22 protein-coding genes and 3 pseudogenes are annotated in these 26,175 nt (G+C 45.3%); 17 read left to right on the top strand and 8 right to left on the bottom strand.

The features are described from left to right. Window positions 1-260 precede the first annotated feature (260 nt). The 3 genes and pseudogenes from NST83_RS25000 to NST83_RS24990 form a co-directional block, all read left to right on the top strand. The gene (locus NST83_RS25000) at window positions 261-1,760 is read left to right on the top strand and encodes a malate:quinone oxidoreductase (protein WP_342416067.1); all 1,500 of its coding nucleotides are present in this window, start codon (window positions 261-263) and stop codon (window positions 1,758-1,760) included. Window positions 1,761-2,105: 345 nt separating this feature from the next. Next, a complete protein-coding gene (locus NST83_RS24995; RefSeq protein WP_342416066.1) occupies window positions 2,106-6,038 on the top strand; it encodes a glycosyl hydrolase 53 family protein in 3,933 nt (1,310 codons plus the stop codon). A 148-nt stretch (window positions 6,039-6,186) separates the two neighbouring features. Then, window positions 6,187-6,529: pseudogene (locus tag NST83_RS24990) on the top strand (2-pyrone-4,6-dicarboxylate hydrolase); the annotation flags it as partial. Between the two features lie 7 nt (window positions 6,530-6,536). On the opposite strand, the gene nudK reads toward NST83_RS24990, so the two are convergent. Both nudK and NST83_RS24980 read right to left on the bottom strand, forming a co-directional pair. Beyond that, a complete protein-coding gene (gene nudK, locus NST83_RS24985) occupies window positions 6,537-7,499 on the bottom strand; it encodes a GDP-mannose pyrophosphatase NudK (protein ID WP_342416065.1) in 963 nt (320 codons plus the stop codon). A gap of 1 nt (window position 7,500) precedes the next feature. Continuing rightward, on the bottom strand, window positions 7,501-8,685 hold the full coding sequence (locus tag NST83_RS24980) for a methyltransferase domain-containing protein (protein ID WP_342416064.1): 1,185 nt from the start codon (window positions 8,683-8,685) through the stop codon (window positions 7,501-7,503). A gap of 371 nt (window positions 8,686-9,056) precedes the next feature. Between NST83_RS24980 and NST83_RS24975 the strand changes: the two genes are divergently transcribed. Then, window positions 9,057-9,641, top strand: a complete 585-nt coding sequence (locus NST83_RS24975) for a Crp/Fnr family transcriptional regulator (RefSeq protein WP_137060900.1) — start codon at window positions 9,057-9,059, stop codon at window positions 9,639-9,641. 7 nt (window positions 9,642-9,648) lie between these two features. Here NST83_RS24975 and NST83_RS24970 read toward each other — a convergent pair whose 3' ends face one another. Beyond that, window positions 9,649-10,368 (bottom strand): DUF4386 domain-containing protein, encoded by a 720-nt coding sequence (locus NST83_RS24970; protein ID WP_342418043.1) that lies wholly within the window; start codon window positions 10,366-10,368, stop codon window positions 9,649-9,651. Between the two features lie 240 nt (window positions 10,369-10,608). Here NST83_RS24970 and NST83_RS24965 point away from each other — a divergent pair, with 240 nt between their 5' ends. The 3 genes from NST83_RS24965 to NST83_RS24955 are packed head-to-tail and all read left to right on the top strand — an operon-like array spanning window position 10,609 to window position 12,455. Then, window positions 10,609-11,769, top strand: a complete 1,161-nt coding sequence (locus tag NST83_RS24965) for a response regulator (RefSeq protein ID WP_342416063.1) — start codon at window positions 10,609-10,611, stop codon at window positions 11,767-11,769. A 40-nt stretch (window positions 11,770-11,809) separates the two neighbouring features. Continuing rightward, window positions 11,810-12,064 carry an ATP-binding protein gene (locus tag NST83_RS24960; RefSeq protein ID WP_342416062.1) on the top strand — a complete coding sequence of 85 codons (255 nt, stop codon included), beginning with the start codon at window positions 11,810-11,812 and terminating at the stop codon, window positions 12,062-12,064. A 52-nt stretch (window positions 12,065-12,116) separates the two neighbouring features. Next, complete coding sequence (locus NST83_RS24955; protein ID WP_342416061.1) at window positions 12,117-12,455, top strand: hypothetical protein; 339 nt, start codon at window positions 12,117-12,119, stop codon at window positions 12,453-12,455. Here the strand turns inward: NST83_RS24955 and NST83_RS24950 are convergent. Then, window positions 12,450-12,896 (bottom strand): GNAT family N-acetyltransferase, encoded by a 447-nt coding sequence (locus tag NST83_RS24950; RefSeq protein ID WP_342416060.1) that lies wholly within the window; start codon window positions 12,894-12,896, stop codon window positions 12,450-12,452. The two genes, NST83_RS24955 and NST83_RS24950, sit on opposite strands and share 6 nt — an antisense overlap. Window positions 12,897-13,038: 142 nt before the next feature. Continuing rightward, window positions 13,039-13,620 carry a TetR/AcrR family transcriptional regulator gene (locus NST83_RS24945; protein WP_137061016.1) on the bottom strand — a complete coding sequence of 194 codons (582 nt, stop codon included), beginning with the start codon at window positions 13,618-13,620 and terminating at the stop codon, window positions 13,039-13,041. Between the two features lie 333 nt (window positions 13,621-13,953). Between NST83_RS24945 and NST83_RS24940 the strand changes: the two genes are divergently transcribed. The 3 genes and pseudogenes from NST83_RS24940 to NST83_RS24930 all read left to right on the top strand — a co-directional run bounded on the left by NST83_RS24940 (window position 13,954) and on the right by NST83_RS24930 (window position 16,543). Further along, the gene (locus NST83_RS24940; protein WP_342416059.1) at window positions 13,954-15,015 is read left to right on the top strand and encodes an LLM class flavin-dependent oxidoreductase; all 1,062 of its coding nucleotides are present in this window, start codon (window positions 13,954-13,956) and stop codon (window positions 15,013-15,015) included. Window positions 15,016-15,037: 22 nt separating this feature from the next. Continuing rightward, window positions 15,038-15,301, top strand: a pseudogene (locus tag NST83_RS24935) (alpha/beta hydrolase); the annotation flags it as partial. Window positions 15,302-15,436: 135 nt separating this feature from the next. Continuing rightward, complete coding sequence (locus NST83_RS24930) at window positions 15,437-16,543, top strand: PRK06851 family protein (protein ID WP_342416058.1); 1,107 nt, start codon at window positions 15,437-15,439, stop codon at window positions 16,541-16,543. 79 nt (window positions 16,544-16,622) lie between these two features. Here the strand turns inward: NST83_RS24930 and NST83_RS24925 are convergent, their stop codons facing one another. Further along, window positions 16,623-18,068, bottom strand: coding sequence for a DEAD/DEAH box helicase (locus NST83_RS24925; RefSeq protein ID WP_342416057.1), 1,446 nt, complete (start codon window positions 18,066-18,068; stop codon window positions 16,623-16,625). A gap of 425 nt (window positions 18,069-18,493) precedes the next feature. Then, on the bottom strand, window positions 18,494-19,486 hold the full coding sequence (locus tag NST83_RS24920; RefSeq protein WP_137060890.1) for an NmrA family NAD(P)-binding protein: 993 nt from the start codon (window positions 19,484-19,486) through the stop codon (window positions 18,494-18,496). A 181-nt stretch (window positions 19,487-19,667) separates the two neighbouring features. On the opposite strand from NST83_RS24920, the gene NST83_RS24915 reads away from it, so the two are divergent. The 7 genes and pseudogenes from NST83_RS24915 (at window position 19,668) to NST83_RS24885 (ending at window position 24,986) form a co-directional block, all read left to right on the top strand. Beyond that, window positions 19,668-20,558, top strand: coding sequence for a LysR family transcriptional regulator (locus NST83_RS24915; RefSeq protein WP_137060889.1), 891 nt, complete (start codon window positions 19,668-19,670; stop codon window positions 20,556-20,558). A 264-nt stretch (window positions 20,559-20,822) separates the two neighbouring features. After that, window positions 20,823-21,779, top strand: a complete 957-nt coding sequence (locus NST83_RS24910; protein WP_342416056.1) for an endo-1,4-beta-xylanase — start codon at window positions 20,823-20,825, stop codon at window positions 21,777-21,779. 251 nt (window positions 21,780-22,030) lie between these two features. Continuing rightward, window positions 22,031-22,585: a TetR/AcrR family transcriptional regulator gene (locus tag NST83_RS24905; RefSeq protein WP_342416055.1), complete on the top strand. Its 555-nt coding sequence runs from the start codon at window positions 22,031-22,033 to the stop codon at window positions 22,583-22,585. Between the two features lie 119 nt (window positions 22,586-22,704). After that, window positions 22,705-23,076, top strand: coding sequence for a multidrug efflux SMR transporter (locus NST83_RS24900; RefSeq protein WP_342416054.1), 372 nt, complete (start codon window positions 22,705-22,707; stop codon window positions 23,074-23,076). A gap of 249 nt (window positions 23,077-23,325) precedes the next feature. Continuing rightward, window positions 23,326-23,484, top strand: a pseudogene (locus tag NST83_RS24895) (GntP family permease); the annotation flags it as partial. Between the two features lie 21 nt (window positions 23,485-23,505). Then, window positions 23,506-24,648, top strand: coding sequence for a glycerate kinase (locus NST83_RS24890; RefSeq protein ID WP_342416053.1), 1,143 nt, complete (start codon window positions 23,506-23,508; stop codon window positions 24,646-24,648). A 29-nt stretch (window positions 24,649-24,677) separates the two neighbouring features. Further along, window positions 24,678-24,986 (top strand): GNAT family protein, encoded by a 309-nt coding sequence (locus tag NST83_RS24885; RefSeq protein ID WP_342416052.1) that lies wholly within the window; start codon window positions 24,678-24,680, stop codon window positions 24,984-24,986. 102 nt (window positions 24,987-25,088) lie between these two features. Here the strand turns inward: NST83_RS24885 and NST83_RS24880 are convergent, their stop codons facing one another. Then, a complete protein-coding gene (locus NST83_RS24880) occupies window positions 25,089-25,949 on the bottom strand; it encodes a GNAT family N-acetyltransferase (protein ID WP_342416051.1) in 861 nt (286 codons plus the stop codon). Window positions 25,950-26,175 lie beyond the last annotated feature (226 nt).

The following is a 26,175-nucleotide window of genomic DNA, read 5'->3' as shown; positions in this document are numbered from 1 at the left end:
AAGGGATTTTATTAAGTCCTCGAATCTTTTATGCTTGTACAATAGAATCTCCGAGGCCCTGTGGACAACTTATCACTTTTTTTTCCATTAGAAAATGGTTTATAATTATCAGATAATAGTCGATATAATTTTTAATAGACTATATTTTAGTTATAATAGAGACAGAAAAGGTATGTTCCTGAGTGGAGCCTTGCTTCTTGTATCACCTAAGCAGGAGGACCTGCTCTTTTTTGCAAATATAAGAGATAAGGAAGGTTTTTATGAGTAGCATACAGAAAAAAACAGACGTTATCTTAATTGGTGCCGGAGTCATGAGCGCGACTCTGGGATCATTGCTTAAAGAGTTAGCACCAGAATGGGAAATCACAGTGTTTGAGAAACTCGCAAGCGCAGGGGAAGAAAGCTCTAACGAATGGAATAATGCCGGTACGGGCCATGCCGCACTGTGCGAGCTGAACTATACATCCGAGAAAGCTGACGGATCTATAGATATTAGTAAAGCTGTAAATATTAATGAGCAGTTTCAGCTCTCAAGACAGTTTTGGTCTTTTCTTGTAAACAGCAATTTGATTCATAATCCGCAGGACTTTATCAAGCCAATACCTCATATGAGCTTGGTGATAGGAGAAAAGGACGTATCTTTTTTAAAAAAGCGATTTAAAGCGCTATCAAAAGTTCCTCTGTTTCAGGGCATGGAATTTTCCGATGACCCTGAAAAGCTGAAAGAATGGATTCCGCTGATCATGGAAGGCCGTACATCGAATGAACCAATCGCAGCAACCAAAATCGACTCTGGAACAGATGTCAACTTTGGTGCTTTAACACGCATGTTGTTTGACTATTTAAAAAGTAAAAACGTCGAGATCAAATACAAGCACAGTATTAAGGATATTAAACGTACGAGCGATGGCTTGTGGGAAGTCAAAGTGCATAATCTTGAAAACGGTAAAACCGAATACCATACTGCCAAATTCGTCTTTATCGGCGGTGGGGGCGCAAGTCTACCTTTACTACAAAAAACCGGTATTCCTGAGTCCAAATTTATTGGAGGATTCCCGGTAAGTGGACTATTTATGGTATGTAACAATCCTAAAGTTGTCGCGCAGCATCATGCAAAAGTATACGGTAAAGCTAAGCTTGGTGCTCCTCCCATGTCTGTTCCGCATCTGGATACAAGATATATCGGCAACCAAAAATCACTGCTGTTTGGGCCGTTTGCCGGCTTCTCGCCAAAGTTCTTGAAAACGGGTTCAAACTTGGATCTGATCTGCTCGGTCAAACCCAATAACCTCTTCACGATGCTGGCTGCAGGTGCAAAAGAGATGGCACTGACCAAATACCTGATCCAGCAAGTGATGTTATCGAATGAAAAGCGTCTGGAAGAATTAAGGGAGTTTATTCCGAACGCCAACATCGAGGACTGGGAGATCGTGGTAGCGGGCCAACGTGTGCAGGTAATCAAAGATACGCAGGCCGGTAAAGGAACACTTCAATTTGGTACGGAAGTGGTTAGTGCCGCTGATGGCTCGGTAGCTGCATTGCTTGGTGCTTCTCCGGGTGCTTCTACAGCTGTTCACGTTATGCTGGAAGTATTGGAAAAATGCTTCCCACAACATTTGAAAGAATGGGAACCGAAAATAAAAGAAATGATTCCTTCTCATGGCGTCTCACTAGCGGAAAACGCAGAGCTTTTCCAAGAAATTCATGCTTTCACATCGCAGGCGCTTGGTCTGGGGGAAAAGGAATCACTCCATCGTTAATTTTGGATTTTACCCTAGCGTATCTAAAATCAGGATTTTGCAAAATTCGATTCCAATCGCTCCGAAGTGCAATATATAAACAAACCAGACCGTTTTGATCTCTAAATTGCTGATTTGAAATTGCTCTTGGATCTATACAAAATGCTCGAATTTAAAAATATTGTTTTTTTAGCGGTGGGAATATTTCCCACCGCTAAAATGCTTGCATAAGAATACAAAATGTTGCAATCCTCCCATGTTTCCGATCATAGGTGTCTGATATAGTGATCACAGTAATTATGTAAGCGCTTTATAAAAAGCGAATTCGATTATGAGTATTCGGGTTGGAAGAAAGGGGACAGAGAGATGAAAAGAAAGAGACAGGCATGGTGGTTGCTGGTGGTGGCGCTCGTGTTCGGTTCTTTGCCGATGCGGCTGGCACCAGCGGTGGCGGCAGAATCAGCCAGTGCCTCGGCAGTCGTAAACGGGGGGTTCGAGACGGACTTCTGGAGTGATCAATCGTGGCAGGTGGAGGCATCGGATTGGAATCAGGTAGATATTCAGCATTATGCCTATGCCAGTGATCCTTTTATTACTCCGTCCGAAGACACGTATGCATTCAAGTATTGGATTAACGACATGACCCCAGCGGATCAGCAGGTCACGGTCAGCCAGAAGCTTTCGATGCTGCAGCCAGGCAGCTATGAGCTGTCGGTGCAATCAATGGGCGGCGCGGATGTCGCAGCAGGACATGTACAGGTATTCGCAGGTACGGATCAGAGCGGTAAGGTGACAACGTCAGGCTATAACCAATGGGGAAACGTGACCTTGAAATTCGTGCTGACCGAGCAGACCTCTGATCTGGTCATTGGAGCGAGGATCAGCGGCGCTGCGTCTGCGTGGGGCTATCTGGACCGCTTTACCTTAAAGCAGGTCAGCATGGATACGACCCAGCCGGTGGCAGCGGATATTTTCGTGAAGAAGGTCGAAGGATTGAAGTCTGATTTTATCAAAGGTGTCGATATATCCAGCATTCTCTCCCTGGAGCAGAGTGGAGTACGCTTCTATAACGAGCAGGGCACAGAGCAGGATATATTCCAGACGCTGAAGAAATCCGGTGTGAACTATATCCGGGTGCGTGTTTGGAATCATCCGTATGATGTGAAAGGTAATGGCTATGGTGGCGGGAATAACGATCTGGCCAAAGCGATCGAAATCGGCAAGCGGGCGACCGACAACGGGTTGAAGCTGCTGGTGGATTTCCACTATTCCGATTTCTGGGCCGATCCGGGCAAGCAGCATGTGCCTAAGGTCTGGCAAAATCTTGGTTTTGCTGACAAGGAGCAGGCGGTGTACGACTATACCAGGGACAGTCTACAGCAACTGCTCGATCAGGGCATAGATGTGGGGATGGTGCAGGTCGGCAATGAGACGAACCAGTCGTTTATCGGAGAGAAAGATTGGACGAAGATTAGTGCTTTATTTAATAAGGGAAGCCAGGCAGTGCGTGCCGTCGATCCGAATATTCTCGTGGCACTGCATTTTACCAACCCGGAGACGCCGGGCCGCTATGCTTCCTATGCGAAGGCGCTGTCGGACAACCACGTGGACTATGATGTCTTTGCCAGCTCGTATTATCCGTTCTGGCACGGTTCACTGAGTAATCTCACAGCAGTATTGAAGCAGGTAGCAGATACGTATGGTAAAAAAGTAATGGTGGCGGAAACGTCCTATGCGTATACATCTGAAGACGGGGATGGACACGAGAATACCGCCCCGAGAAGCTCGGGACAGACGCTGGACTATCCGATCAGTGCTCAGGGGCAGGCCACGTCGGTCCGTAATGTCATTGAAGCGGTGTCCAATGTAGGCGATGCAGGCATTGGTGTATTTTATTGGGAACCAGCCTGGTTGCCGGTAGGACCAAAAGCAGATGTTGAGCAGAACAAGCAGTTGTGGGAACAATATGGTTCCGGTTGGGCGGCCAGCTATGCTGCGGAATATGACCCCGACGATGCGGGCAAATGGTATGGCGGTAGCGCGGTAGACAATCAGGCGCTGTTTGATTTTAGGGGCTATCCACTTCCTTCGCTGAATGTGTTTAACTATGTCAACACTGGGGCGGTTGCTGCGCTCAAGGTCGATGCAGTCCAAGCGGTCACGTTAACGGCCAACGCGGGCGAGAACATTTCGCTGCCGGATTCGGTCACCGTGATGTATAACGACGGCAGCACCGGAACACTTGCTGTGGAGTGGGATCAGGCGGCCATAGAGCAAGCGGTGAGACAGGGAGCGGGCAGTTACGTGATTAAAGGGACAGCCAAAGGCGGTTATCCGGCGCAGGCGGCGCTGGAGATTCGCAGACCGAATCTGCTGGTGAACGGCGGCTTTGAACAGAGCGACCGAAGCATGTGGGAGATTACTTACGGTGACGGAAACGCGCCCCACACCGACTACCAGAACAAAGCCTCCGATGCGAAGTCGGGTCAGTATTCGCTGCATTTCTATTCGGCGGATGCGGTCCATTTCCGGGTAGAACAGGCGGTCTACGGTTTGAAGCCAGGCTACTATGACCTCTCGATGTCGATTCAGGGCGGCGATGCGAAGAACGCGCAGATGAAATTGTTTGCCGCCACCAGCGGCAAGGAAGATAAGGTAGCTACCGGTGTAAATGGCTGGGTTCAGTGGAGTCAGCCGGTCATTCACGATATACGGGTAACCGATGGCAAGCTGACGGTGGGTGCTTCCATCCAGGCAGACGGCGGGGCGTGGGGATCGCTGGATGATTTCTATCTGACGTTCGTCCGGGATGCAGAGGCGACGAACCCGGGTGAGGGTACAACGCCAACACCAACACCTGAGCCAGTACCAGCGCCAACTCCAGTACCGACACCGACGCCAGCACCGGGCAAAGATTCCTCCGGAAATTCGTCTACTGGTGGCGGCAGCATATCTGCCGCACAGAGCGAGAATGTGACAGTCAGTGTGGACGGTGGTAAGAACAGCAGTACTTTGCTCTCCAATGTCGTCATTCAGCGGATAACGCTGTCCGACGGGGCGAAAAAAGACCGGGTCACCTATGGAGCTGCTCAGGCACGGGAGGCATTGAGCAGCGTGAAGGCCGAAGGACGCTCTAGCGTCCGGCTGGTGATGCCTGATCCAAAGGATGAAGTCACCGAGCTTGAATTCGTCCTGCCAAAGGATACGGCGAAGATACTGGCAGATGGGGGGATCGGTCTGGAAGTATGCACTAACCATACGCGTCTGATCCTGACTCCATCAACGCTCGCTTCGATGGACGGGAACCGTCAGTTTACGCTCAGTCCGGTAAAGAGTGAAGCAGCGATCCAGACGGTAGCGGAACGGGCAAAACAGAATGGCCTCGTGCAAGCAGTGGCGGGACAGGGTGAAGTTCGCGTTATCGGTCGACCGATGATGATCGAGACGAATCTGCAGGGGCAGCCGGTAGAGCTGGTGCTGCCACTGCCGCAGCAGTCGCTGCCGAACTCTGCTGAAGAACGCCAGGCCTTCCTGACCAACCTGGCCGTGTATGTGGAGCATAGCGATGGCACCAGGGAGCTGGTGCAGCCCACGCTGCTGTGGGACGGGAATCAGCCGGCAGGGCTTAGCTTTAGTGTAAATAAGTTCAGCACCTTTACAGTGCTGCATCTGGACAAGCAGATCGCGAGCACAGGCGGAGAGCAGGAGAGTGAGCGTTCGCAGCCGTATATGCAAGGCTACTCGAATGGGACATTCCAACCGGCGCGTATGATGACACGGGCTGAGCTGGCAGAGATTCTGTTCCGTCTGGCTGTTGATCGGTCGAAGCAGCCGTTGGTGGAATCGTCAGCACCACAGAAGCGCGCCAGCTATACGGATGTTGCAGGGCAGAACTGGGCTGCTGAAGCGATTGATTCCGTGACAACGGCAGGATGGATGCAGGGCTACAGCGGCAGCACTTTCGCACCGGAGCGTCCGATCACTAGAGCGGAGCTGGCGACAGTGCTGGCACGCTGGAAGAATCTGAACGGAGCAGCTTCGGCTACCTTCCCGGATACGTCCAGACACTGGGCGGAAGGTGATATTGCACGGGTGCAGCAAGCTGGCTATATGCGTGGCATGCCGGACGGCAGCTTCCAGCCCGACCAGACTCTGAGCCGGGCAGAGGCGGTTACTATGTTCAATCGGGTATGGAAGAGAGAGCCGATATCCTTCGCTGACTCGTCCAGATGGTCAGATGTCCCGGTCGGACATTGGGCTTTCGGGGACATTGCCGCAGCAACAACCCGGATCGACTAGGATACCGTTACGCTAATTTTATCTGTATTTCCTGCCTGCATGTACGGATCATATTTGGTGGGTGGTTCCCCAAAAGACCTGGCCTGTCGCAACAAGAGAATCCGTACATGCAGAATTAGATAGTCTTGGCGGTGCAGTAGTATCTGGTTCATTGCAAAAACTAGGTGCAGATTTTGTTGGCGTAACTCAATTACGTCATGATACATCTGGATGAAGAAATGATACGACTTCATGGCTGTGGTGTGAGAGCTATACGTTTTAGCGTCAAGCGAGGCGGCTCAGAAGATATATCTCGTTTAGATTACTTTGCAAGAAGAGTCTATGATTTAGTAGGCTGGCACACAGAATTATATATTGATTCTACTTCTTTATCAGAAATTGCATCAACAGTGGCCACTCTTCCTGCTGTTTCGATAGACCATTTGGGTATATCAAAAGAAGGATTTAATACTCTTCTATCTTTAGTCAATAAAGGGGTTAGAGTCAAAGCAATATAAATCACACCAACGGAAGTTCGTCCAGCCGTTCGTAAATCAACAATCCTTTCTCTTTCGCAACCCTTACCATTTCATCGGCACCCTGAGATGGTCCTCCGACTCGAAGCACGGCGTTGCAGTAATCAAGCAGGCGAATGGAAGACGGATGAAAAATTCGGTTGAACATCTCGTCTCCCAGATTTGTGGAACCGGCTGTCGTGATAAGGGGCAAAGCATACCACTCCCCTAGCACTGGCATGTGCCCAGCTTCGTAAACTTGAAGAGCGATTTCATTCATGAATTTTACATTTTTTTCAATTAATTCAGGATCATCATTCGTTCCAGAACGATATGGGCCAGCGATGAGGATATGCAGCGGTTTCGATTTCACTTTCAAGAGACCTTGGATCTGAGCGTACTGGAGCAGCATTATCGTCTTGGCGTCACGAATCTCGCCGCTTTGGACCATGTCGAGCGCCTGAGCAAACGGAAGTTCCACCACTTCAATGTTTTCCTGTTCCTCCTCCAGGCCTCCACCCCGACCTGTTGTCATATCTTCACTATACTCGGCTATAAAGAAGTGCAGGATTTCGGTAACCGATCCTGGTGACATATAGGCCTCGCCAACTTTCTGCACACGGTCGATACGGTACCCCGTCTCCTCCTCCGTCTCCCGCAGAATACTTTCTTCCGGTGTTTCTTTATCGAGCAGTCCCGCACAGGTTTCGATAAGCATCCCAGTCTCATTGCCGTTCCGATAAGTAGGCATTCGGAACTGTCTGGTCAGTATAACGGTTTGTTTGTCCCGATGATAGAGCAGGATCGTCGCGCCGTTGCCGCGGTCGTACACTTCACGGGATTGTGTCTCCCATTGTCCATTTTCTTTTTCATATTCAAATGTGACCTTTTTTAAGATGTACCAGTTATCCGATAGAAGCTCCTCTTTTACGATCCGTACTCTTGGGTGGTGCTGTTGTGCCTTCATCTCATTTCCTCCCTAAAAAGATCCCGTTCTCTTTCGTCATTTCGAGGGCTCCGTTCTGCTCCAGAAGCCTTTTGACGTGGTCTCGAAACTTGTCAATAGCCGCTCCGACAAGTCGCTCTCTTGCGTTCATCGGAGTCGAAATCATATATTCGATCAGGGGTTCCGCCTCGTCGACCAACAGACGGTCGTCGTAACGAAGCAACCGAAGATCGGAGAAGCAAGAAGACAGCAAGTCCCCTCCGTTACCCAGGTGGAACCGTTTAATAGCTTGATCCAACACATGAAGGTTGGGGTCGAACGAAACTGCCAAGTGCTCGACCTCTTGTAGGTGTTGAGTGCTCATCGTAGAGGTACATACTATACCTCCTCGCTTGAGGACACGATGCATCTCGCGAATCGCTCTAGGGATGTCCTGCACGTGGTACAGCATGTTGTTAGCAATAACCATATCGAAATGCTCATCATGAAATGGGATCTGCTGCGCGTCAACAGACAAAAGCTTAAACTGCGAATTGTTGCTTCCTAAGCGGCAGCGTGCTTCTTCCACCATCCCGCTTGACATATCGGTAAGCGTGATGCGCCAGCCGCTTGGAATTCGTTCGGCGTTTCTTAGCCAAAAGGTTCCGTCGCCGCAGCCCAACTCCAGAATGTGGGCTTCCCGGTGCACCTCCAGCTGTTCAAAGACCCAACGATGCCAGCCTTGCCGATTCGTACTGAACTTGTCATAAAGATGTATCCGCGTCTGCAGGCGGTTCGCCGTCCGATACTGTTCTCCCCAATTTTGCCCACTCTGCATGGTTCGAATAACATCCACCAAATGGTTCCAATTAGACTCATTGACCGACATTTCCATGGCATCTCGTATTGCGTGGACTACGTGCTCCGTATGAGCGATTTTCCTCTGTAGAACATCGAGCTGTGCTTGCAACGAATGTCTGATCTCCCCTATGGATAGCGACTCTGCATCTAAGATGTCCTTTATTTCTTGCAGTGATAACCCTAAGTACTTCAACGTTTGGATCTTCTGCAATTTTTCCAGGTCCTTCATGTTGTACGATCTTATGGATCCAGTGAGATGATCTTCTGGAATTAGAAGCCCAATCTGATCGTAATATCGCAATGTCCTGACCGTTATTCCTGTACGCTTGGCAAGCTGCCCTGTCGTCAGATAGTTCTCTTTGTTCATCCTTTCCTCACATCCAATCGATCGCTCCAGCATGTCGTTCTCAGTAAGTATAGCAGGTGACGTTACGTCACCTTCAAGCTAAATTTATGGATAAGAAATTTGAGGTTACAAATAGTGCTCATATCGCTGAATTGGCTCAATTTAATTCGTTGGGGGCTGGTTGAGTTGCTTCTATAAGGAGGAAGGCCATCTCGCAAAGGAGGGCTTTTTTTTCAGCACTTTGCCAGGCAATACCGAGAACCGTATCACAACGAGTGGGAAAGCGACAACTTCTCATACAAATTTATTAATGTGGGTTTATAATATAAACAGGAGATGCTAAGAGGATATTAACGCTAATGAATGAATCTACAAGATGAAAGGAAAGCCAAATGAGGAGAATATTGTTCAAATATTTGACTAAATTTACATCACTTAACGAAGAAGAACAACAGGCGATTGTTGACAATATACTTGTTGAAGAATATAAAAAAGGAACAGTTCTCCTTAGACAAGGAGATGTTCCAGCTCAATGCTATTTCGTGTTGAAGGGTTGTGTAAGGCAGTATTTGGTTGATGAAACGGGAAAAGAGATCACGTCCAATTTTTACACAGAAGAGCAAGCCATTTCGATGTTTAATCATCATAAAATAGAGAAGTCATCCGAGTACACTATTACGTGTCTTGAAGACTGCGTATTGGTCGTTGGCAACCTGGATACCAAAAAAGACATGTATAACCAGTACACTCAATTGGAATCGATGACACGCAGAATGATAGAGGAAAACTTTGGTCAGGTACAAGATGAGTTCGCTTCATTTATCGCTTCTACGCCTGAAGAGCGCTTCAAAGCACTATTACTGAATCGACCTGGTTTAATCGATCGTGTACCTCAACACCAACTTGCGAGTTATCTCGGCATTACTCCAGAGTCACTCAGCAGAATCAAGAAGCGGATTCATCAAGATAATAACTAGGCAAGCGTCAAGCCTGTATAGGAGCTTTCCCTCCTCTGAACAGCAACCATAATCCAAAGCCCAATTCTCCTGCAACCATCGGCACGGTAAATATAAGTTTAAGCATCGTAAGGATCTCATCGTAATGTGGGAGAATCGTATTAGATAGGTGAATGACAATATAGCCAATGGAAGCAATTAATACTAAGATGCTAATGACTTTAGGTATGTTGTTTGATTGGAAAGCCAAGTAGCCCACAATCAGTAGATGCCCGCCAAAAATAATTAAACCAATAGACCAGATCGGATCAAATGCTTCCAAATACAGCATCACTTGTGCTTGAAGTTGATTGGTTTCAAATAATAATGAGTAGTCTGTACTGCTTGAGAGAACTGACACCAATATTAAATTCAGTATGGCAATTCCCAATATAGTCGTATAGACCAGACGGAGCCATGCACTAAGTAATGAAAGATTTGAATGAATCGGCTTCAAAAAGATATAGAAAGCCCAGGCGACCACGATGTCACAAATCAGGATGATGACCCAACCTAAGATTTCTGCTTTGAAAAGCATATGTTGTGACATGATGTTATGAAATGTGGCACCGGCATCTCCTTGCACTACAAGGCTTTCATGGACAAAGCCATACGAAAAAAATGCAGCAAGTGTCATAATGACAAGCGAGGTGCCAGCAGTTAAAGCAATTTTTCGCTGGTCTGTTAGTTCTTTTCCTGAGGTAGCCATCATATACCCCCCCTATTTTTCTGAATTGATTTCATTATAATAGGCGGGTTATACCGATTCATTGACTTAAATCAAGGGCATGTATATTCTCAGTAGAAGTTTTGTAGGTCTAGATGGCTTAATCCCTATTCAACATAGGTCGTTTTTAGCCGATAAACCGTTAAGCTGAGGAATATCATATAGTAACTATTTTTTTCTTGTTTATTTTATATACTATCTCTCTTGTTCAGGAGGTCCTACGTGAAAGTCCTATTAGTTGATGACGAACCGTTAGCGTTGATCGGGCTTCAAAAAATACTTGAAAGTGAAATAAGTGATATAGAGATTGTGGCCGCGTTCTCGAATCCAAAAGTGGCTATTACAGGCGTATTAGAGCATCGGCCCGATGTAGTATTCCTGGACATACATATGCCCGAGATCGACGGTTTAAAACTTGGTATGCAGATACAGGCAGTCGTTCCGGGCATCGAAATTGTTTTTGTGACCGGTTACAATCAGTATGCAGTGCGTGCTTTTGAACTTTATGCCCTGGACTATATTATGAAGCCAGTGCAAAGGGAGCGTTTACGAAATACTGTTATACGGATAAAAGAGAAGCTAAACATGAAAGTCTTGATGAAACGGCCAGATACGGACTCGCCTTTGATCTGCTGTTTTAATCGGATTCAGTTCAAACCGAACGGTATGGAGTTTCAAAACGTTAAATGGAGGACAAGCAAGGCGCAAGAATTGTTCGCCTATTTGCTCCATCATCGGGACCGGATGGTTAACCGTAGTGTGTTGCTTGAATTGTTATGGCCGGATGTTGAGGAGGCAAAGGCAGCGCAGAATCTCTATACGGCCATTTATTATATTCGTCAAACCTTAAAAAAACATAGTATGGAAACGGTATCCATTCACGCCGGAGATTTTGAGGCTGGATACCAGCTTGAAATCGGAGAAGCGCGTGTGAATGTTAATATATGGGAATATGAGATGAAGCAATTGGGCGTCATGGATGAGCGTACCGTCGACGCTTATGAGCGCGTGCTTGGGATGTACACGGGTGATTACCTTGGAGATTATGGATACTTGTGGGCGGAACATGAACGGGAACGCCTGCGATTACTATGGCTGTACCAGATGAATAAACTAAGCGAGTTTTACCAGCAGCAAGGATCGTTGGACAAAGCCATCCAAGTGAACCTGCGCATCCAACGAATATGTCCAGACGAGGAAGAATGCTATTTTTCTTTGATGAAGCTCTATCACGCGGCTGGCAATCCTGTCGATGTAGAAGAACAATATTTGATCCTGAAAGAGAGAATAGAACGTGAGTTAGAACTGCCGATTAGCGCCGACATTACCTATTGGTATGAGCAGTGGAAGTCCCAGGATACCGCCTCGTCGTTCGTAGTATAAAATAAAGGAATAAATCCGGCTTTTGTCGAACTGCCACGGTATGAATAGACTAATTCCATCCAGAACCTCTTGTCGTAACATCATTTTCATCCTTCTCATTGAAGTCATAGATAACGGCATTGGCATGTCCCCGGAAATGGTGGCTCATCTGCTAAATCCCGCTATGAAAGAGAAAGGTGGCATTGGCATTTCCAATACGAACCGACGATTGATCCAACTGTATGGTCAAGGACTGTCGATCGACAGCAAACCCGGCGAGGGAACGATAGTGTTCTTTGTCATTCCGATGAAGTAGACGGAGTTCTTGGCGGCAGATTGAGGTTGCCGCTGCATGCGAAAGGCTGCTCTTGAGGAAGACTGAAACTATTCAGTCGTTCTCTTGTGAGCAGCCTTTTTTGTCGTTTCAGCGTTGTCTAGAAGCTGGAATACTGGAGCCTCTGTCGGACTTGGCCGATGGCACTTATACCGTTGAAGGAACGGCCGAGAAAGACGGCAAGGCCAGCATGGTAAGCAAAGAACTTACGATAGATACAACGAACAATTCCATGTTAACCAGATTGCAGTTCAACGGCTGGAACGGAAATTCCGTCGGATTGTCTCCAGTCTTTAATACGACGCTCCAAGTCGTCAATGGTTGTTTTTTTAGTCCAATGGCCTTGTATAACCAAAATCCTGCCTTGTTATGAAGAAAAGTGGACCCAATCTTTCCCTTGGGTGGCACCCATCTTTTTAAAGAAAATTTGAGCGCGTTTATTCTCAGTAGAAGTGATCCAGCTCATACGAGCATATCCATGATTTTGTGAATATTTTTGACATTCTAAAAAAAGCTGAAATTCCACTTCTGTATCTCTAAATGGTTCCATTACAAAAAGGTCGTTCATAACTGTAATTTTGTCTGCTTTCATCGTGCTAAATGTAAAGAATAATGTAGCAAATCCGACTAGCTTTCCATCTTGTTCTGCCACAAATTGTATACCATTTTGCTGTTCAAAAAGGGTTTGGATCAAATTATGAATTTTTTCGACAGGTGGCCTAGGGTTTTGATAAAAACCAACGATGTATTCATACATTAACTCGGTCAAACTGTTTAAATCATCAGGCTCAGCGTTTCTTACTACAAATGACATTAGATGTGCTCCCTTTTATTAGTTTTGAATTATTATACGTTATTAAGAATAAATATGCAAAAAAGATCAGTGAGTTGCGATGACAGACATGTGCGAATGACCTAATAGTGGTTACCCTTCGTATAATTTGAATTATTCCGAATTATTTAAGCAGTGTAAGTGTCACCTCTATCGTATTATTAATAAATGATCGCTCTGGACGAGACTTCATCATTACAGTTAGTCCAATTAACGATACGATTAGCGTCTGTGATACAGCCTTCGCATCTAGCCCGATCTCAAGTTCACCTGATTGTATACCTCGTTCTATGGTTTCTTGAAATATGACCGATAGGTACATTTGATGTTCCCTTGTAAGAATTTCAAATTTCTCATCATGAGGCGCAAGTTCGACCATTGTATTAATGCAAAAGCATCCCTTTCTAGGGTCTCCTGTATATTCCTCATCGACCACACCTTCAAAAAAAGTGCGAAATGCTTCTTTTACAGATGGGTTGCTTTGAAGTTTGGTTCGGACCAGAGAAGCACGGGACATCATGTATTTGCGTAGCGCGACTTCGAACAATTCTTTTTTGCCCCCAAAAGCTGAGTATATACTGGGGCGTTGAATTTCCATTCTGGAAGTTAAATCACTTAATGAGGTAGCCTCATATCCCTTCTCCCAAAATAGTTGCATAGCTGCATCTAATGCTTTTTCTTCGTCAAATTCGCGGGTTCGTCCCATAATCAACACCTCTCCCATGTGTAATTGTCACCAGTCTTTTTTTTGTACCAAATAGTATGTTATTATCTTATAATTAGTCGTTTATATTGTCAAATGCAGGTTGGTTTATCCTAACAAGGGAATTTGATTTATTGACATTAATCGTTTCTATGAGTTATATTTACTGAGAAAATTATCGTACCGATCAGTATGTTATTTTTTAAGATGCTTAAAACCAACGGAGATAGGAGGGGCAGCATCAATCTGAGCTACACATCAGCCTGCTTGAAAAGAACCGGAATAATAGTTTGAAGCTGCTGACAGAGAAAGCTATTAGTATAGGAGAGATGGATCATGGAAATAGGTATTACTTCGTTTGTAGAAACGAAACCGGATGTTCAGACAGGTGAAGTGATGAGCCACGCACAGCGATTGCGTGAAGTTGTCGAGGAAATTATCCTTGCTGATCAAGTGGGACTTGATGTGTTTGGCGTAGGTGAGCATCACCGGAAGGATTATTCGGCATCTTCACCAGCAATTGTACTGTCTGCGGCTGCATCGCAGACGAAACGGATTCGGCTGACCAGTGCAGTGACGGTGCTTTCTTCAGTTGATCCGGTGCGCGTTTTTCAGGATTTTGCTACGCTGGACGGCATTTCAAATGGACGTGCGGAGATTATGGCGGGCCGGGGTTCCTTTATTGAATCTTTTCCACTGTTTGGCTATGACTTGGACGACTACGATGAGCTGTTTGAAGAACATTTGGCATTGCTCCTTAAAATACGGGAGTCCGAAAAAGTAACCTGGAAGGGCAGTCATCGGCCAGCGATTAACAATTTGGGCGTGTATCCACGGCCTGTTCAGGATCCTTTACCGATATGGGTTGGCAGTGGGGGCAGACAGGATTCTGCTATCCGTGCAGGTCTGTTAGGACTGCCACTGATGCTGGCGATCATCGGTGGGAAACCGACGGATTTTGCACCGCTTGTGCAGCTTTATAAGAAAGCAGCGGCGCACGCTGGTCATGATGAATCGCAGCTTAAGGTTGGGTCGCACTCGATAGGATTTGTTGGAGAGAATACTGAGCGAGCTGCCGATACATTTTTCCCTTCTACCATGGCAGGTATGAATAGATTGGGTAAGGAGCGGGGCTGGGCACATTATGATCGTTCTAGCTACGACGCCGCGCGCAGTTTTGAAGGTGCACTGTATGTTGGCGATCCCGAGACTGTTGCCCAGAAGATCATTCATCTTCGCAAAAATGTAGGCGTTACACGCTTTATGTTGTATGTTCCGTTAAGCACGATGCCGCATGCCGAGGTGATGAGAGCCATTGAGCTGCTAGGTACAGAGGTAGCACCCCGAGTTCGGGAAGAAATAGCTAAGTGGGAAGCCGAGACAGAAAAAAGATCATAATTCAATTATAGGAGTGATTCGAATGAATTTTGAAAGTCGGGTATTGCCAGAATTAAGGCCGGTATTAGCACAATTCCCTGGTTTTCAACTAGAGGAAAATTTAGAACTGAACAGAAGCTATTTGTCGGGTCCTCCCATTGAGAAGTCGGAGCACGTACATACGACAAGCCGGATGATTCCAAGCGTAGCAGGCGAAATATTGGTCAAAGTCTACGAACCTGCCCAGCGCACTGACGCTAAGCTTCCGGCCATGCTGTGGATTCACGGGGGAGGCTATGTGATGGGGCTGTCTCCAAAGGTCTGAAGGATTTTTCAAATTCCTCAGTTATCAAAGATGGTAGGAAATAAAAGGCACCTTTTCCGTATAAAATTAATACAATGGAGCATGAAGCATGACATTCGCCCAGAAAGGTGTGTGATTATGGACGGAACGATCCTTAATTTCTATGCCAGCGGCAATACGGCTGAAGGATTTGCTAACCTGTATAATTCGTCACTTCAAGGATTAACACGTGTGTTTGTCTTACAAGGAGGCCCTGGTACGGGGAAATCAAGGCTTATTCGAGAAATTGGAGAGCATATGGCACAGCAAGGCTATGAGATATGGATTCTTCATTGTGCAGCGGATAACGATGCGTTGGACGGAGTAATTATCCCCAAGTTAAAAGCAGGAATCGTGGATGGAACGGCACCACATGTCATTGAGCCCGAACTGCCTGAGACAGTTATCGTACACGTGGATGTAGAGCAGGCAGCCGATAGGCTCCAGTTGAATCTGCAGAAGCAAGAAATAGACAGCTTGACTGAACAGATCATGCAAGCACATAACCAAGCCTATTCCGGCTTTGCCGAAGCACTCCGTATTCACGACGAATGGGAAACCATATATATAGCCAACATGAATTTTCAATTAGCTGATAAACTGACCCAGGAGTATATTGAACTTCTCTATGGTGATCGGAAACTAGAGAGAGTAAGTCGGGTAGACCGTCGTTTTCTAGGTGCGACTACGCCGCAGGGGGCTGTTGATTACGTCCCTAATCTGACTGCGGGCTTAAAGAGGTATCTGGTTAAAGGCCGCGCCGGATCCGGTAAATCTACTCTGTTAAAGAAATTAGCGAATGAAGGAATACAACGTGGCTTTGATATCGAAATCTACCATTGTGGCTTCGATCCGAACAGTCTCGATATGATTATCGTGCGAGAGCTTGGGTTTGCTATTTTCGACAGCACGGCACCGCATGAGTATGAGCCCGTCCACGCCACCGATGAAATTGTCGATATGTATTCGCGTTGTATACAGCCCGGCACAGATGAAGCACATTCGGATGCTATTGCTGACATTAAAGAGCGATACTCTAAAGCCATGAAGCAATCCATACAGCATCTGACACAAGCTAAGTCCTTACGGGATGAGCTAAAGAAAATCTATGCGGCGACGATGGATGCCCACCTTGTAGATCAGATAAGATCCCGGATAGAACAGGAAATTAGGGAATATTTGGTATCCATGAGCAGGAACAACTGACCTCGTTAATTAAAATGGCTAGAGGAAAGGTGCGTCTATAGCGCCTTTCTTCTAGCCCCTCTTTTATACCGTGTAGCCTCTACTTATTCCCCTTGCGTACCTTTAACAGTTTACCTTTTACGGTCGTATTCTTCATAATTTCCAGCACAAGTGGACCCTTGCCATTCAAAATCTCAACATCGGTTACATGATCAAGAATCGTAATGATCCCGATATCGTCTGCGGTTACCCCGTCAAGCTTAGCAATGGTTCCCACAAAGTCTACGGCTCTAAATTTCTTTTTCTTGCCACCATTAAAATTCAACTTCATAATCTGTTGGTTTAATTGCTCGCGCTTGTCTTTTTTAAGTACAGTTCTGACATGTAGCTTCTGTTCAAAATCTTCTCTACGGCGATCAACAGCCTCTTCTGAGGGAGCCTTTACTTTCGGAATCGCGAATCCAATGTATGCTTCAATATCGGCTAATCGTCTGTCATCCTTGGGCGTAACCAGGGTAATGGCTTTCCCCGTCTTGCCTGCACGTCCCGTACGTCCTGTACGATGAACATAGCTCTCCTTCTCAAGAGGAATATCATAGTTCATGACATGGGTGATATTCGTGATATCAATACCTCTAGCAGCTACATCAGTCGCAATCAAGTAACGAAATTGTCCCCTTCTGAACGCATTCATCACCTCGAAACGCTCTTCCTGCTCCATCCCCCCATGAATACGATCACACGGATACTCCAGATCAGCCAAGGCTCTGAATAGTTTATCTACATTCTCCTGCGTACGGCAGAAAATAATGCAGCTCTCAGGATTCTCAACAATGAGCAGATTTTGAAGTAATACCAGCTTGTCCGCCTCTGCCACCTGAATCAAAGAGTGTTCAATGGTAGCTGTCGTTATACCGGTCGCTTTTATTTCAATTTCAACAGGATTGTTCATATATTTACGTGACAGTCTGGCGACATCCTCAGGAAAAGTAGCGGAGAATAACATCGTAACCCTGTCACTAGGCAGGGCCTGAATGATCGACTGAACTTGCTCGATAAAGCCCATATTCAGCATTTCATCAGCCTCATCAATCACGAGATAGGCCATCCGATCTAACGATAGCGTACCTCGTTCAATATGATCCAGTACACGCCCTGGCGTACCTACAGCCATATGTGTTCTTTGCTTTAACTCGGCCTTTTGAATATGAAAAGGATGTTTCCCATAAAGGGGCGTTGCTTTTATCCGTTTAAAGCGTCCAATATTCGTGATGTCTTCGGTGACCTGTAACGCGAGTTCACGGGTTGGCGTCAGGATTAAAGCTTGGGGCTTATTTTCATTCCAATCTACTAGCTCACAGAGTGGAATACCATATGATGCTGTTTTGCCGCTACCTGTTTGTGATTTGGCAACAAGATCCTTCTTCTCAAGCGCAACTGGAATGACTTTCGTCTGAACTTCTGTTGGCGTCTCATAGCCTAGACTATCCAGCGCTCTCACAATTTCTTCACTTAATGGATAATCTGAAAAATGCTTCTGACTCATGTTCAACCTCTTCTTCGCTGTATTTGGAATACCTATACATATAGAATGTCATCGTGTATCTAACTTATACCTATATAGTATACTCTATATCCAGACTCACTCTAATACATATCGAATATTCCCAATCTCGCCGTTACAGGCAGTAGTGATCGTATTCCAAGCGAAGATATACGGGAGGGTTTTGAAAGCATGACAATGGCATAGATTTGGAAAGGGAGTTCACCTGAGAATTAAAGCTACAGCCACGGTTGCAAAGCATCAATCGACCTTATTTGTCCTTCCTACGAGCCTAAAAAACGGTAGATATCGCGGATCATCGAATAGGGCGCGACGATGCCCGCAGAATGGCTGCCTCTGTCAAATTAGTTCCAGGAACTGCATTACCAGTGAGTCACGTAGGAAGAACCAGCAACATACATGAGGGTTTATTTGGGTTTAACCGAGAAGCTAGTCACATTTGGGTTTAATCCAGCATAAGTAGTTACTCTATTTTTCCATACAAAGCTGTATTGCTCAACCAGGTCACGCGCAGTTAATGGTTTTCTACCAGTCAATTTTTCAACTGTATCGGCTTGAATCGCCATCAAACCATCTCTGATACTCGCTTCGTTAGTTACCATGTCGTTACTGCACCATGGTACAGGTGATTTCGAATAATCGCCATGCGAATCACGAGGTATATGAATGGAGTCCAGATATTGATAGAACGCATCATTGTCAAGCGTGATATATTCAAAGTCAATACCGGCTGCTGCGGAGATCATATCGCAAATTTCATGCTGGCTAATTAATTCTCCGCTGACTACATCATAGTCTTTGTTATGCTCGCCCTTACCTAATAACAAAGCAGTAGCTACACGTCCGCTATCGTCTTTTGCAATAAAAGTTGCTTTTCCTTCGCCTGCAGCCGTATACCATTTGTTGTCACTCAAAAAAGCCAGCATAACGGAATTGGTGAAGTAGTTTTCCATATAGAGATTGTTTCTCATGATGTTGTAATCTACTCCAGTCTCCCGAAGATATGCTTCGGTTTCTGTGTGGTCCGGTAACACAAATTGATAATATCCTTCGCGGTTAGCGCCCAAGAATGAAGTGTACGTAATGTGTTTCACACCAGCAGCAATAGCAGCATCAATTACATTTTTATGTTGCTGAACGCGTTCTGGTCCAATGACCACACCAGATACGAAGTAGATTCGATCACCGCCTTTGAAGGCTTCAATCATTTGCTCTTTGTTATTGTAGTCAGCTTCTCTGATGGTAACGCCTTGTTCCTCCCAAGCTAGTATCGTTTCTTTAGCTATACGACTCACATTAGGAGATGTGAAAATCAGTTGATCCCCTGGAACTTCATTCAGCATGTTCGCTGCTACTCTTCCGCCTAGTTGTCCATCTGCTCCCGTAACAATATAACGCATATGATTTCCTCCTAAAATTCAGATTAAAGGGTTGGTATGATCGGCAACAACTAGGAACCGCCTATTGTTGTTTTTTTCACATACTTCCTTGAACAAACTATATCAGCTTTTGGGACGGAGCTGATATCGAAATATGTTATCATTAATAGATGATTTCTATAAATGTAGGAGGGGCATCAGAATGCATATTAAGCAACTCGAGTGTTTCGTTCAGCTAGCTGAAACTCTGAGTTTTACAAGAACGGCGCAACTTTTATATATCACTCAACCTACCGTTACACATCAGATTAACATGCTGGAAATGGAACTTGGATTAAAATTATTTATTAGAACAAAGAGAAGTGTAGAACTTTCTCCAGCTGGCGTTTCCTTCTATAAAGATATAAAGGATATTCTTACAAGAACAAATATTGCAATAGCAAAGGCAAAGAATTACTCTCGTATATTTGAATCTAATTTATCAATTGGGTATGAGGGAAACTTGGAAGTGAAATACCTTCCCAAAATATTAAGTATTTACAAAGAGAAGTTGCCTTATGTTCACCTTTACTTAAAAATGGCTGATTATAAAGAGAATAGAAATCTATTTACCAATTATAAATTGGATTTGATTTTTGCTTCCAAGGAAAGTGTTGAAGACTTATTGGACGTTGGCTACATAGAACTTTTTGTGGGAAGATTTGTGTGTGTTGTACCTAAAGATCATCCATTATCTTGCAAATCTATGGTTTCGGTAGCTGATCTGCGGAACCAAGCCCTTATTCTATTAGATCCCTTAAAATGCCCAACCGAAATGGCACGGGTACAAAACGATATCCAGATGCAATGTTCTGATTCCATCGTTTATTTTAGTGATAATGCTCTCATTAGTGATGCAATGATCAAGGGGGGGATGGGTATAGCGGTGATGCCGAATTTTGTATGCTCAGAAGATTCCGAGCTTTCCGTCATTCCTTTGGATGTGAAAGATTTGGTTTCTTATGGAATTGCATGGCATAAAAATAATGAACGGAATGAAATACAAGGGTTCGTTAACGCTGCAAAGCAAATCTATAAAATGTTTATACAATAGAAGGACGATTATAGAGAACGATACCAAAGAATTACCGTGATACATCTGGGATATTTAAGGATTATGCGAAGCTAGATTTAATTGAAACGATGTATAGCAAAGGATCGCAGATGTTTGGCTGTCCCGCAATGATGTAAAGTTTCTTGGATTAAATCTTTATTTTCATAGGTAGTAAAAAATAACCACCGATTATTATAATTGGAAATGTAAGCGTTTTACAATTGTGAAAAGTATCAAACCTAAAACGTGTGAGGAGGAGATTATATGTTGAGAGTTAAAGTAGGCAAGTTGGTAAGCTGTTTGGCGTTGACGGGTGTATTGTTATCATCTGTTCTGGTGAATCAGGCTGATGCTGGTCTGGCGAAAGGAAACAAATTCCTCGGGAATGTCATTGCCGGCAGTGTCCCTCCTAGTTACGGAACGTACTGGAATCAGGTGACGCCGGAGAATTCAACCAAGTGGGGCTCGGTTGAAGGCAATCGTAACAATATGAACTGGTCGCAGGCAGATACCGCCTACAACTATTCCCGTAATAATGGGTTTCCGTTCAAGTTTCACACCTTGGTATGGGGCGCCCAGGAGCCAGGATGGATTAGTGGACTGTCGGCAGCTGATCAGAAGGCTGAAGTAACCCAGTGGATTAAAGCTGCCGGTCAGCGCTATTCGAATTCGGAGTTTGTAGATGTGGTGAATGAGCCACTGCATCAGAAACCGTCCTTCCGCAATGCCATTGGTGGTGACGGATCGACCGGATGGGATTGGGTAATATGGTCGTTCCAACAGGCCAGACAAGCCTTTCCTAATTCTAAGCTCCTTATAAATGAATATGGGATTATCAACGATCCTTCATTAACTGATCAATATGTCAATATTATTAATCAGCTCAAGAGTAGAGGCCTGATTGACGGAATTGGCATTCAATGCCACCAGTTCAGTATGGACACCGTCTCAGTTAACACGATGAACACTGTACTGAACAAGCTATCGGCAACAGGATTGCCAATCTATGTGTCTGAATTGGATATTACTGGTGACGACAATACCCAGCTTGCCAGATACAAGGAGAAATTCCCGGTATTATGGCAGCATCCTTCGGTGAAGGGCGTTACGCTCTGGGGATACATTCAGGGGCAAACCTGGATATCGAATACACATCTGCTGAACTCGAACGGCTCGGAACGCCCCGCGCTCCAATGGCTGAGACAATATCTGGGCAGCTAGTGCCAATGGCGATGCCAAAAACCCCAGATGTGGGAGTTTTGCCGAGTGAGGAGATGTTTACTTGGCTAAGTCTTTTGTAGAGCGACTTTAAAGCTAAAGCCTTGGGTGAAAAGATGTGCTCCCAGGGCTTTTTTCTTTTTAACCTATATGTACGAATACATAGAGCACAATTGGCAATTACTAAATACATAACTTTAACCCACTTGAAATAAAACCGTCTGGACGGTATAATTTAATGGGTGGTGATCAAAATGAATACAACTAAAACAGCATTAAAAAAAGAATTAATTCTTAAAGCGGCTTCCATAATTGTACACGAAGAAGGAGTAGAGAGATTAACGTTAGAAGCCGTTGCCAAGAAGGCGGGAATAAGTAAGGGAGGATTGCTTTATCATTTTCCTAATAAAGATGAATTGATTCTGGGCATGGTCGAGCAACTGTCGAGCAGCTTTGTAACCGAACTTAATGAGAGAGCAGAAAGTGATATGCAATCTAAAGGAAGATGGACTCGCGCTTATATGAATACATCATTCTCTGGAGATCGGGACGTAAGCGACCTGTATACAGCCCTCTCTGCCGCTCATTTTACTAACCCTCAAATGCTAAAACTACTTCAGGACGAGTATGCTAATATCCAAAATAAAATCGAAAACGATGAATTGGATCCGGTTCGTTCTACGATGGTTCGATTAGCTATAGACGGTTTGTGGTTTGCGGAAATGTTCGGGTTAGCTCCTCCGAATGAAGAACTACGGAAGAAAATTATGGAAGAATTAAAGACATATATAAAGGAGCATTTTGCATAAATCCCAAAGAGCAATTTCAAATCAGCAATATATAGATCAAAATGGTCTAGTTTGTCTATATATTGTACTTTTAAGCGTTGGGAATCGAATGATGCAAAATGCTGAAAGGAGAATGAATAGTGGCCTATCTTTTTTTGGTAATCTCTATTGTTGGTGAGCTTATTGGCACTTCAATGCTTAAGGCTTCAGAAGGCTTTACCAGACTGTACCCGACTTTATTTACATTTGTCGCGTTTTTTATTTCCTTCTTTTTTCTCTCTTTGGTTCTCAAAACGCTTCCTCTAAATATGACTTATGCCATTTGGTCAGGTGTAGGAGCTGTTGCTACAACGCTGATTTCAGTATTGATTTGGAAAGAAAAAATCAATACAGGAAGTATCGTAGGCATTTCTTTAATTGTTATTGGCGTGGTGGTATTGAACCTGTTTGGTGCAGGACATGGTGAGGCAAAAGGTACAACTGAAATGATTAGTTCAATTGCTGAAAAATGAGATAAAAATATATAGTGGTCCAAGTAGAACTTGTGCAAATCAGTCTTTTTTTGATAAGTGCAACCATAGCAGATTCATTAGAGGTTGCCTGGTATTCAAAGTCCAGATTTCTGAAGAGGAATATGGGCTTTTTGTTATGCAAATGCACAATCAATTTCGTCCGTTCTTCAATATTTTTCATCCTCCAGAGTCGATATAATGAAAGCGTACCCAAAAATTGCTCGGGGGGTTAGGCAGATGGAAGGGTTGACGATTATTGATGCCTTACCCCAAGGAAACTATTTCCATGTAACGGCAGACAGCATGAAAATGAGTATTAAACAACGGATGGGACTCATCCCTTATGAAGCTATTGTGGGTGGAACAATGGCCATAGTTGCGACACTGATGTATGGATTTTTACTTTAACATTGATGATGGGGTGAGAAGATGAGAGAGAAGACATTTGTGCTGGCACCGGATTCCTTTAAAGAAAGCATGACTGCCAAAGAAGTGTGTATCGCAATGGAAAAAGGACTGCGTAAGGTCTATCCGGCCGCAAATTATGTCCATGTCCCTATGGCGGACGGCGGTGAAGGAACGGTGCAGTCACTGGTGGATGCGACAGGCGGGCAGCTTCGTTATATCGAGGTGACCGGGCCGCTTGGAGAACCCGTGACTGCTGCATACGGCTTGCTGGGAGACGGCACCACTGCGGCAATCGAGATGGCATCCGCCAGCGGCATCCATCTGGTCAACAAGGATAACAAAAACCCGCTAAAGACAACAACTTACGGTACGGGTGAGTTAATCCGTGAGTGTCTGAATCAGGGGATTCGAAAGATTATTATAGGTATTGGTGGAAGCGCGACGAATGACGGCGGGACAGGAATGGCGGAAGCGTTAGGAGTCAGATTTCTTGATGCAAAAGGGAACACTCTTCCACGCGGCGGCGGTAGTCTCGGCGAGCTGGCCTGTATAGACATCTCATTTCTAGATGAACGCTTGCAGCAGGTGCAATTGATTGTAGCCTGCGATGTGACGAATCCGTTGTGCGGAGCGCATGGAGCATCTCATGTATTCGGTCCGCAAAAAGGGGCAACCCCTGAGATGGTGCAACAATTGGATGCCAATCTTGCTCATTACGCGGATGTGGTGAAGCGGCAGCTGGGCAAGGATGTGCGCGATCTCCCTGGCGCGGGCGCAGCTGGTGGACTGGGTGCGGGCCTGTTGATTTTTACTCAAGCAGCGCTGCAAAAAGGCATTGAAATTGTAATCGAATACACCGGATTAAAGCAGAAGCTGGCGAATGCAGACATCGTTTTTACGGGGGAAGGTGGTATCGATTTTCAGACCAAATTCGGGAAAACTCCGTATGGGGTAGCTCAGGCTGCCAAACAATCCGGCAAAAAGGTCATTGCGGTCGCTGGCTATATGGGAGAAGGGATCGACACGCTGTACCAGGAAGGAATAGATGCGGTGTTCGGCATTGTGCCGGGAGCATCGGAGCTGGATAAACTGCTGCTCGAAGGGCCGCAAAATGTAGAGCGTACGTGCGAGAATATTGCAAGGGTGCTTCAATTCGGCGAGTAGCGGCCAGGGGAATATGCGTTAATCGCAGAATGATCCGGCATGACACAGCAGTTCATTGGGCAGAAATGGGCTATGAAATGTCTAGAGCCTATTGGGGCCAAGGGTTAATGTCGGGGGTACTTGCAACTGTAATCCACTATGGGTTTAATACCCTTTCATTGAACCGCATTCAGGCGCTAGTAGAGCCAGAGAATGCACAATCCTTGCGTTTGCTTGAAAAAGCAGGCTTTCGGCAAGAAGGGCTCCTCTCCCAATATGAATTTACGTCCGGGAAATATGATGATCTTTACATGTGCGCCTTAGTCAAATCAGAGTATATCAATCGTTCTCAGAAATGATAGATGTAGGTGGATCAAACGGGGGAGTATGGATAGGAAGAAGGTTGGTCATTGTACAACATGATCAACCTTCTTTTTAATTTAAATGTGGTGAAACAACCATTATCGTTGAAGCGGCATACACATTTCATATTGCTCAATGGGGTCTTTCGAGAGACCTATTTTTTGGATAAAGCCATCAAGAGAGTCATTGTCGGACAGACAAATGTATACCTTCTCAACCTTTTGGATCTTTGCTGCTCTATGAAGGAGGGCGCATCCTAGTCCTTGGTTGCGATGCTCAGGATCGACCCAAAGAAAGTTGATTTTACCCTGAGCACTCATGCTCACCATGCCGAGACACGTTTGATTCACTTCGTAGATACCGAGAAAAGCCTCCTGTGTGCTGGTAGCGTAATAAGGTGTGTCACTTTGCCAATGGATGTGGCAGTCGGTGAGGGTCTTACGAAAAGCTGCGACGTCATCAAATGTAACTTCCTTAAGAATATACGAAGATGAGAGGGCATCGGGTGGTGCGGAAGGCAGGGTGCCGTTGTAGTATTTCAACGTATAACGCGTCTGGTAGCCATGTTTTTCATATAATTTGACGGCCCGATGATTATCCTTGATGACTTCAAGCCATAGTTGCTGGCAGTCCGCCAATATAGCTGATTGTTTATGCAGTTCAAGCAACTTGTTGCTAATCCCCTGACCACGGTAAGCCGGAGTGATGCACAGCGTACCGCAACGCATGGTCTTGTACCCGTCAAACTGCCGGATACCGCCGAGGACCAAGCCGATTGGTTGATCCTGATCCATGGCAAGGAAAGAGTGATCCCGTGAATTGCCCTCTGGACCAAAAAAGCGTGCTGCGAAATCATCCTGATCCGTGGTCAGGCGAATAGAATAATCTGAGAACCCAAGCGAAAATGCTTGAAAAATATGTTCCATGCTGACGTCATTGCATCTCATATAGGTGATCACCGTTATTCCCCCTAGGAATTCATGCTATATTTGGATTATAGGCAATTAAGGGGGCTCCATCAATCTCCCACTGAAAATGAAAATAACCCCTTAAAGAAGGGGATTGGTGCTGGCTGTTTCATACCCGATGCCTTTGTTGGCCCCAGTAATAAGAACTGTTTTCCCAATGGTCATGAGCGATTCCTCTTTTCATTATTCTTGAATTTGGCGGCCACCATGCTTTAAA

Source organism: Paenibacillus sp. FSL R10-2782 (genome assembly GCF_038592985.1).
Taxonomy (GTDB): Bacteria; Bacillota; Bacilli; order Paenibacillales; family Paenibacillaceae; genus Paenibacillus; species Paenibacillus terrae_C.
This window is presented reverse-complemented; position numbering and strand designations above follow the sequence as displayed.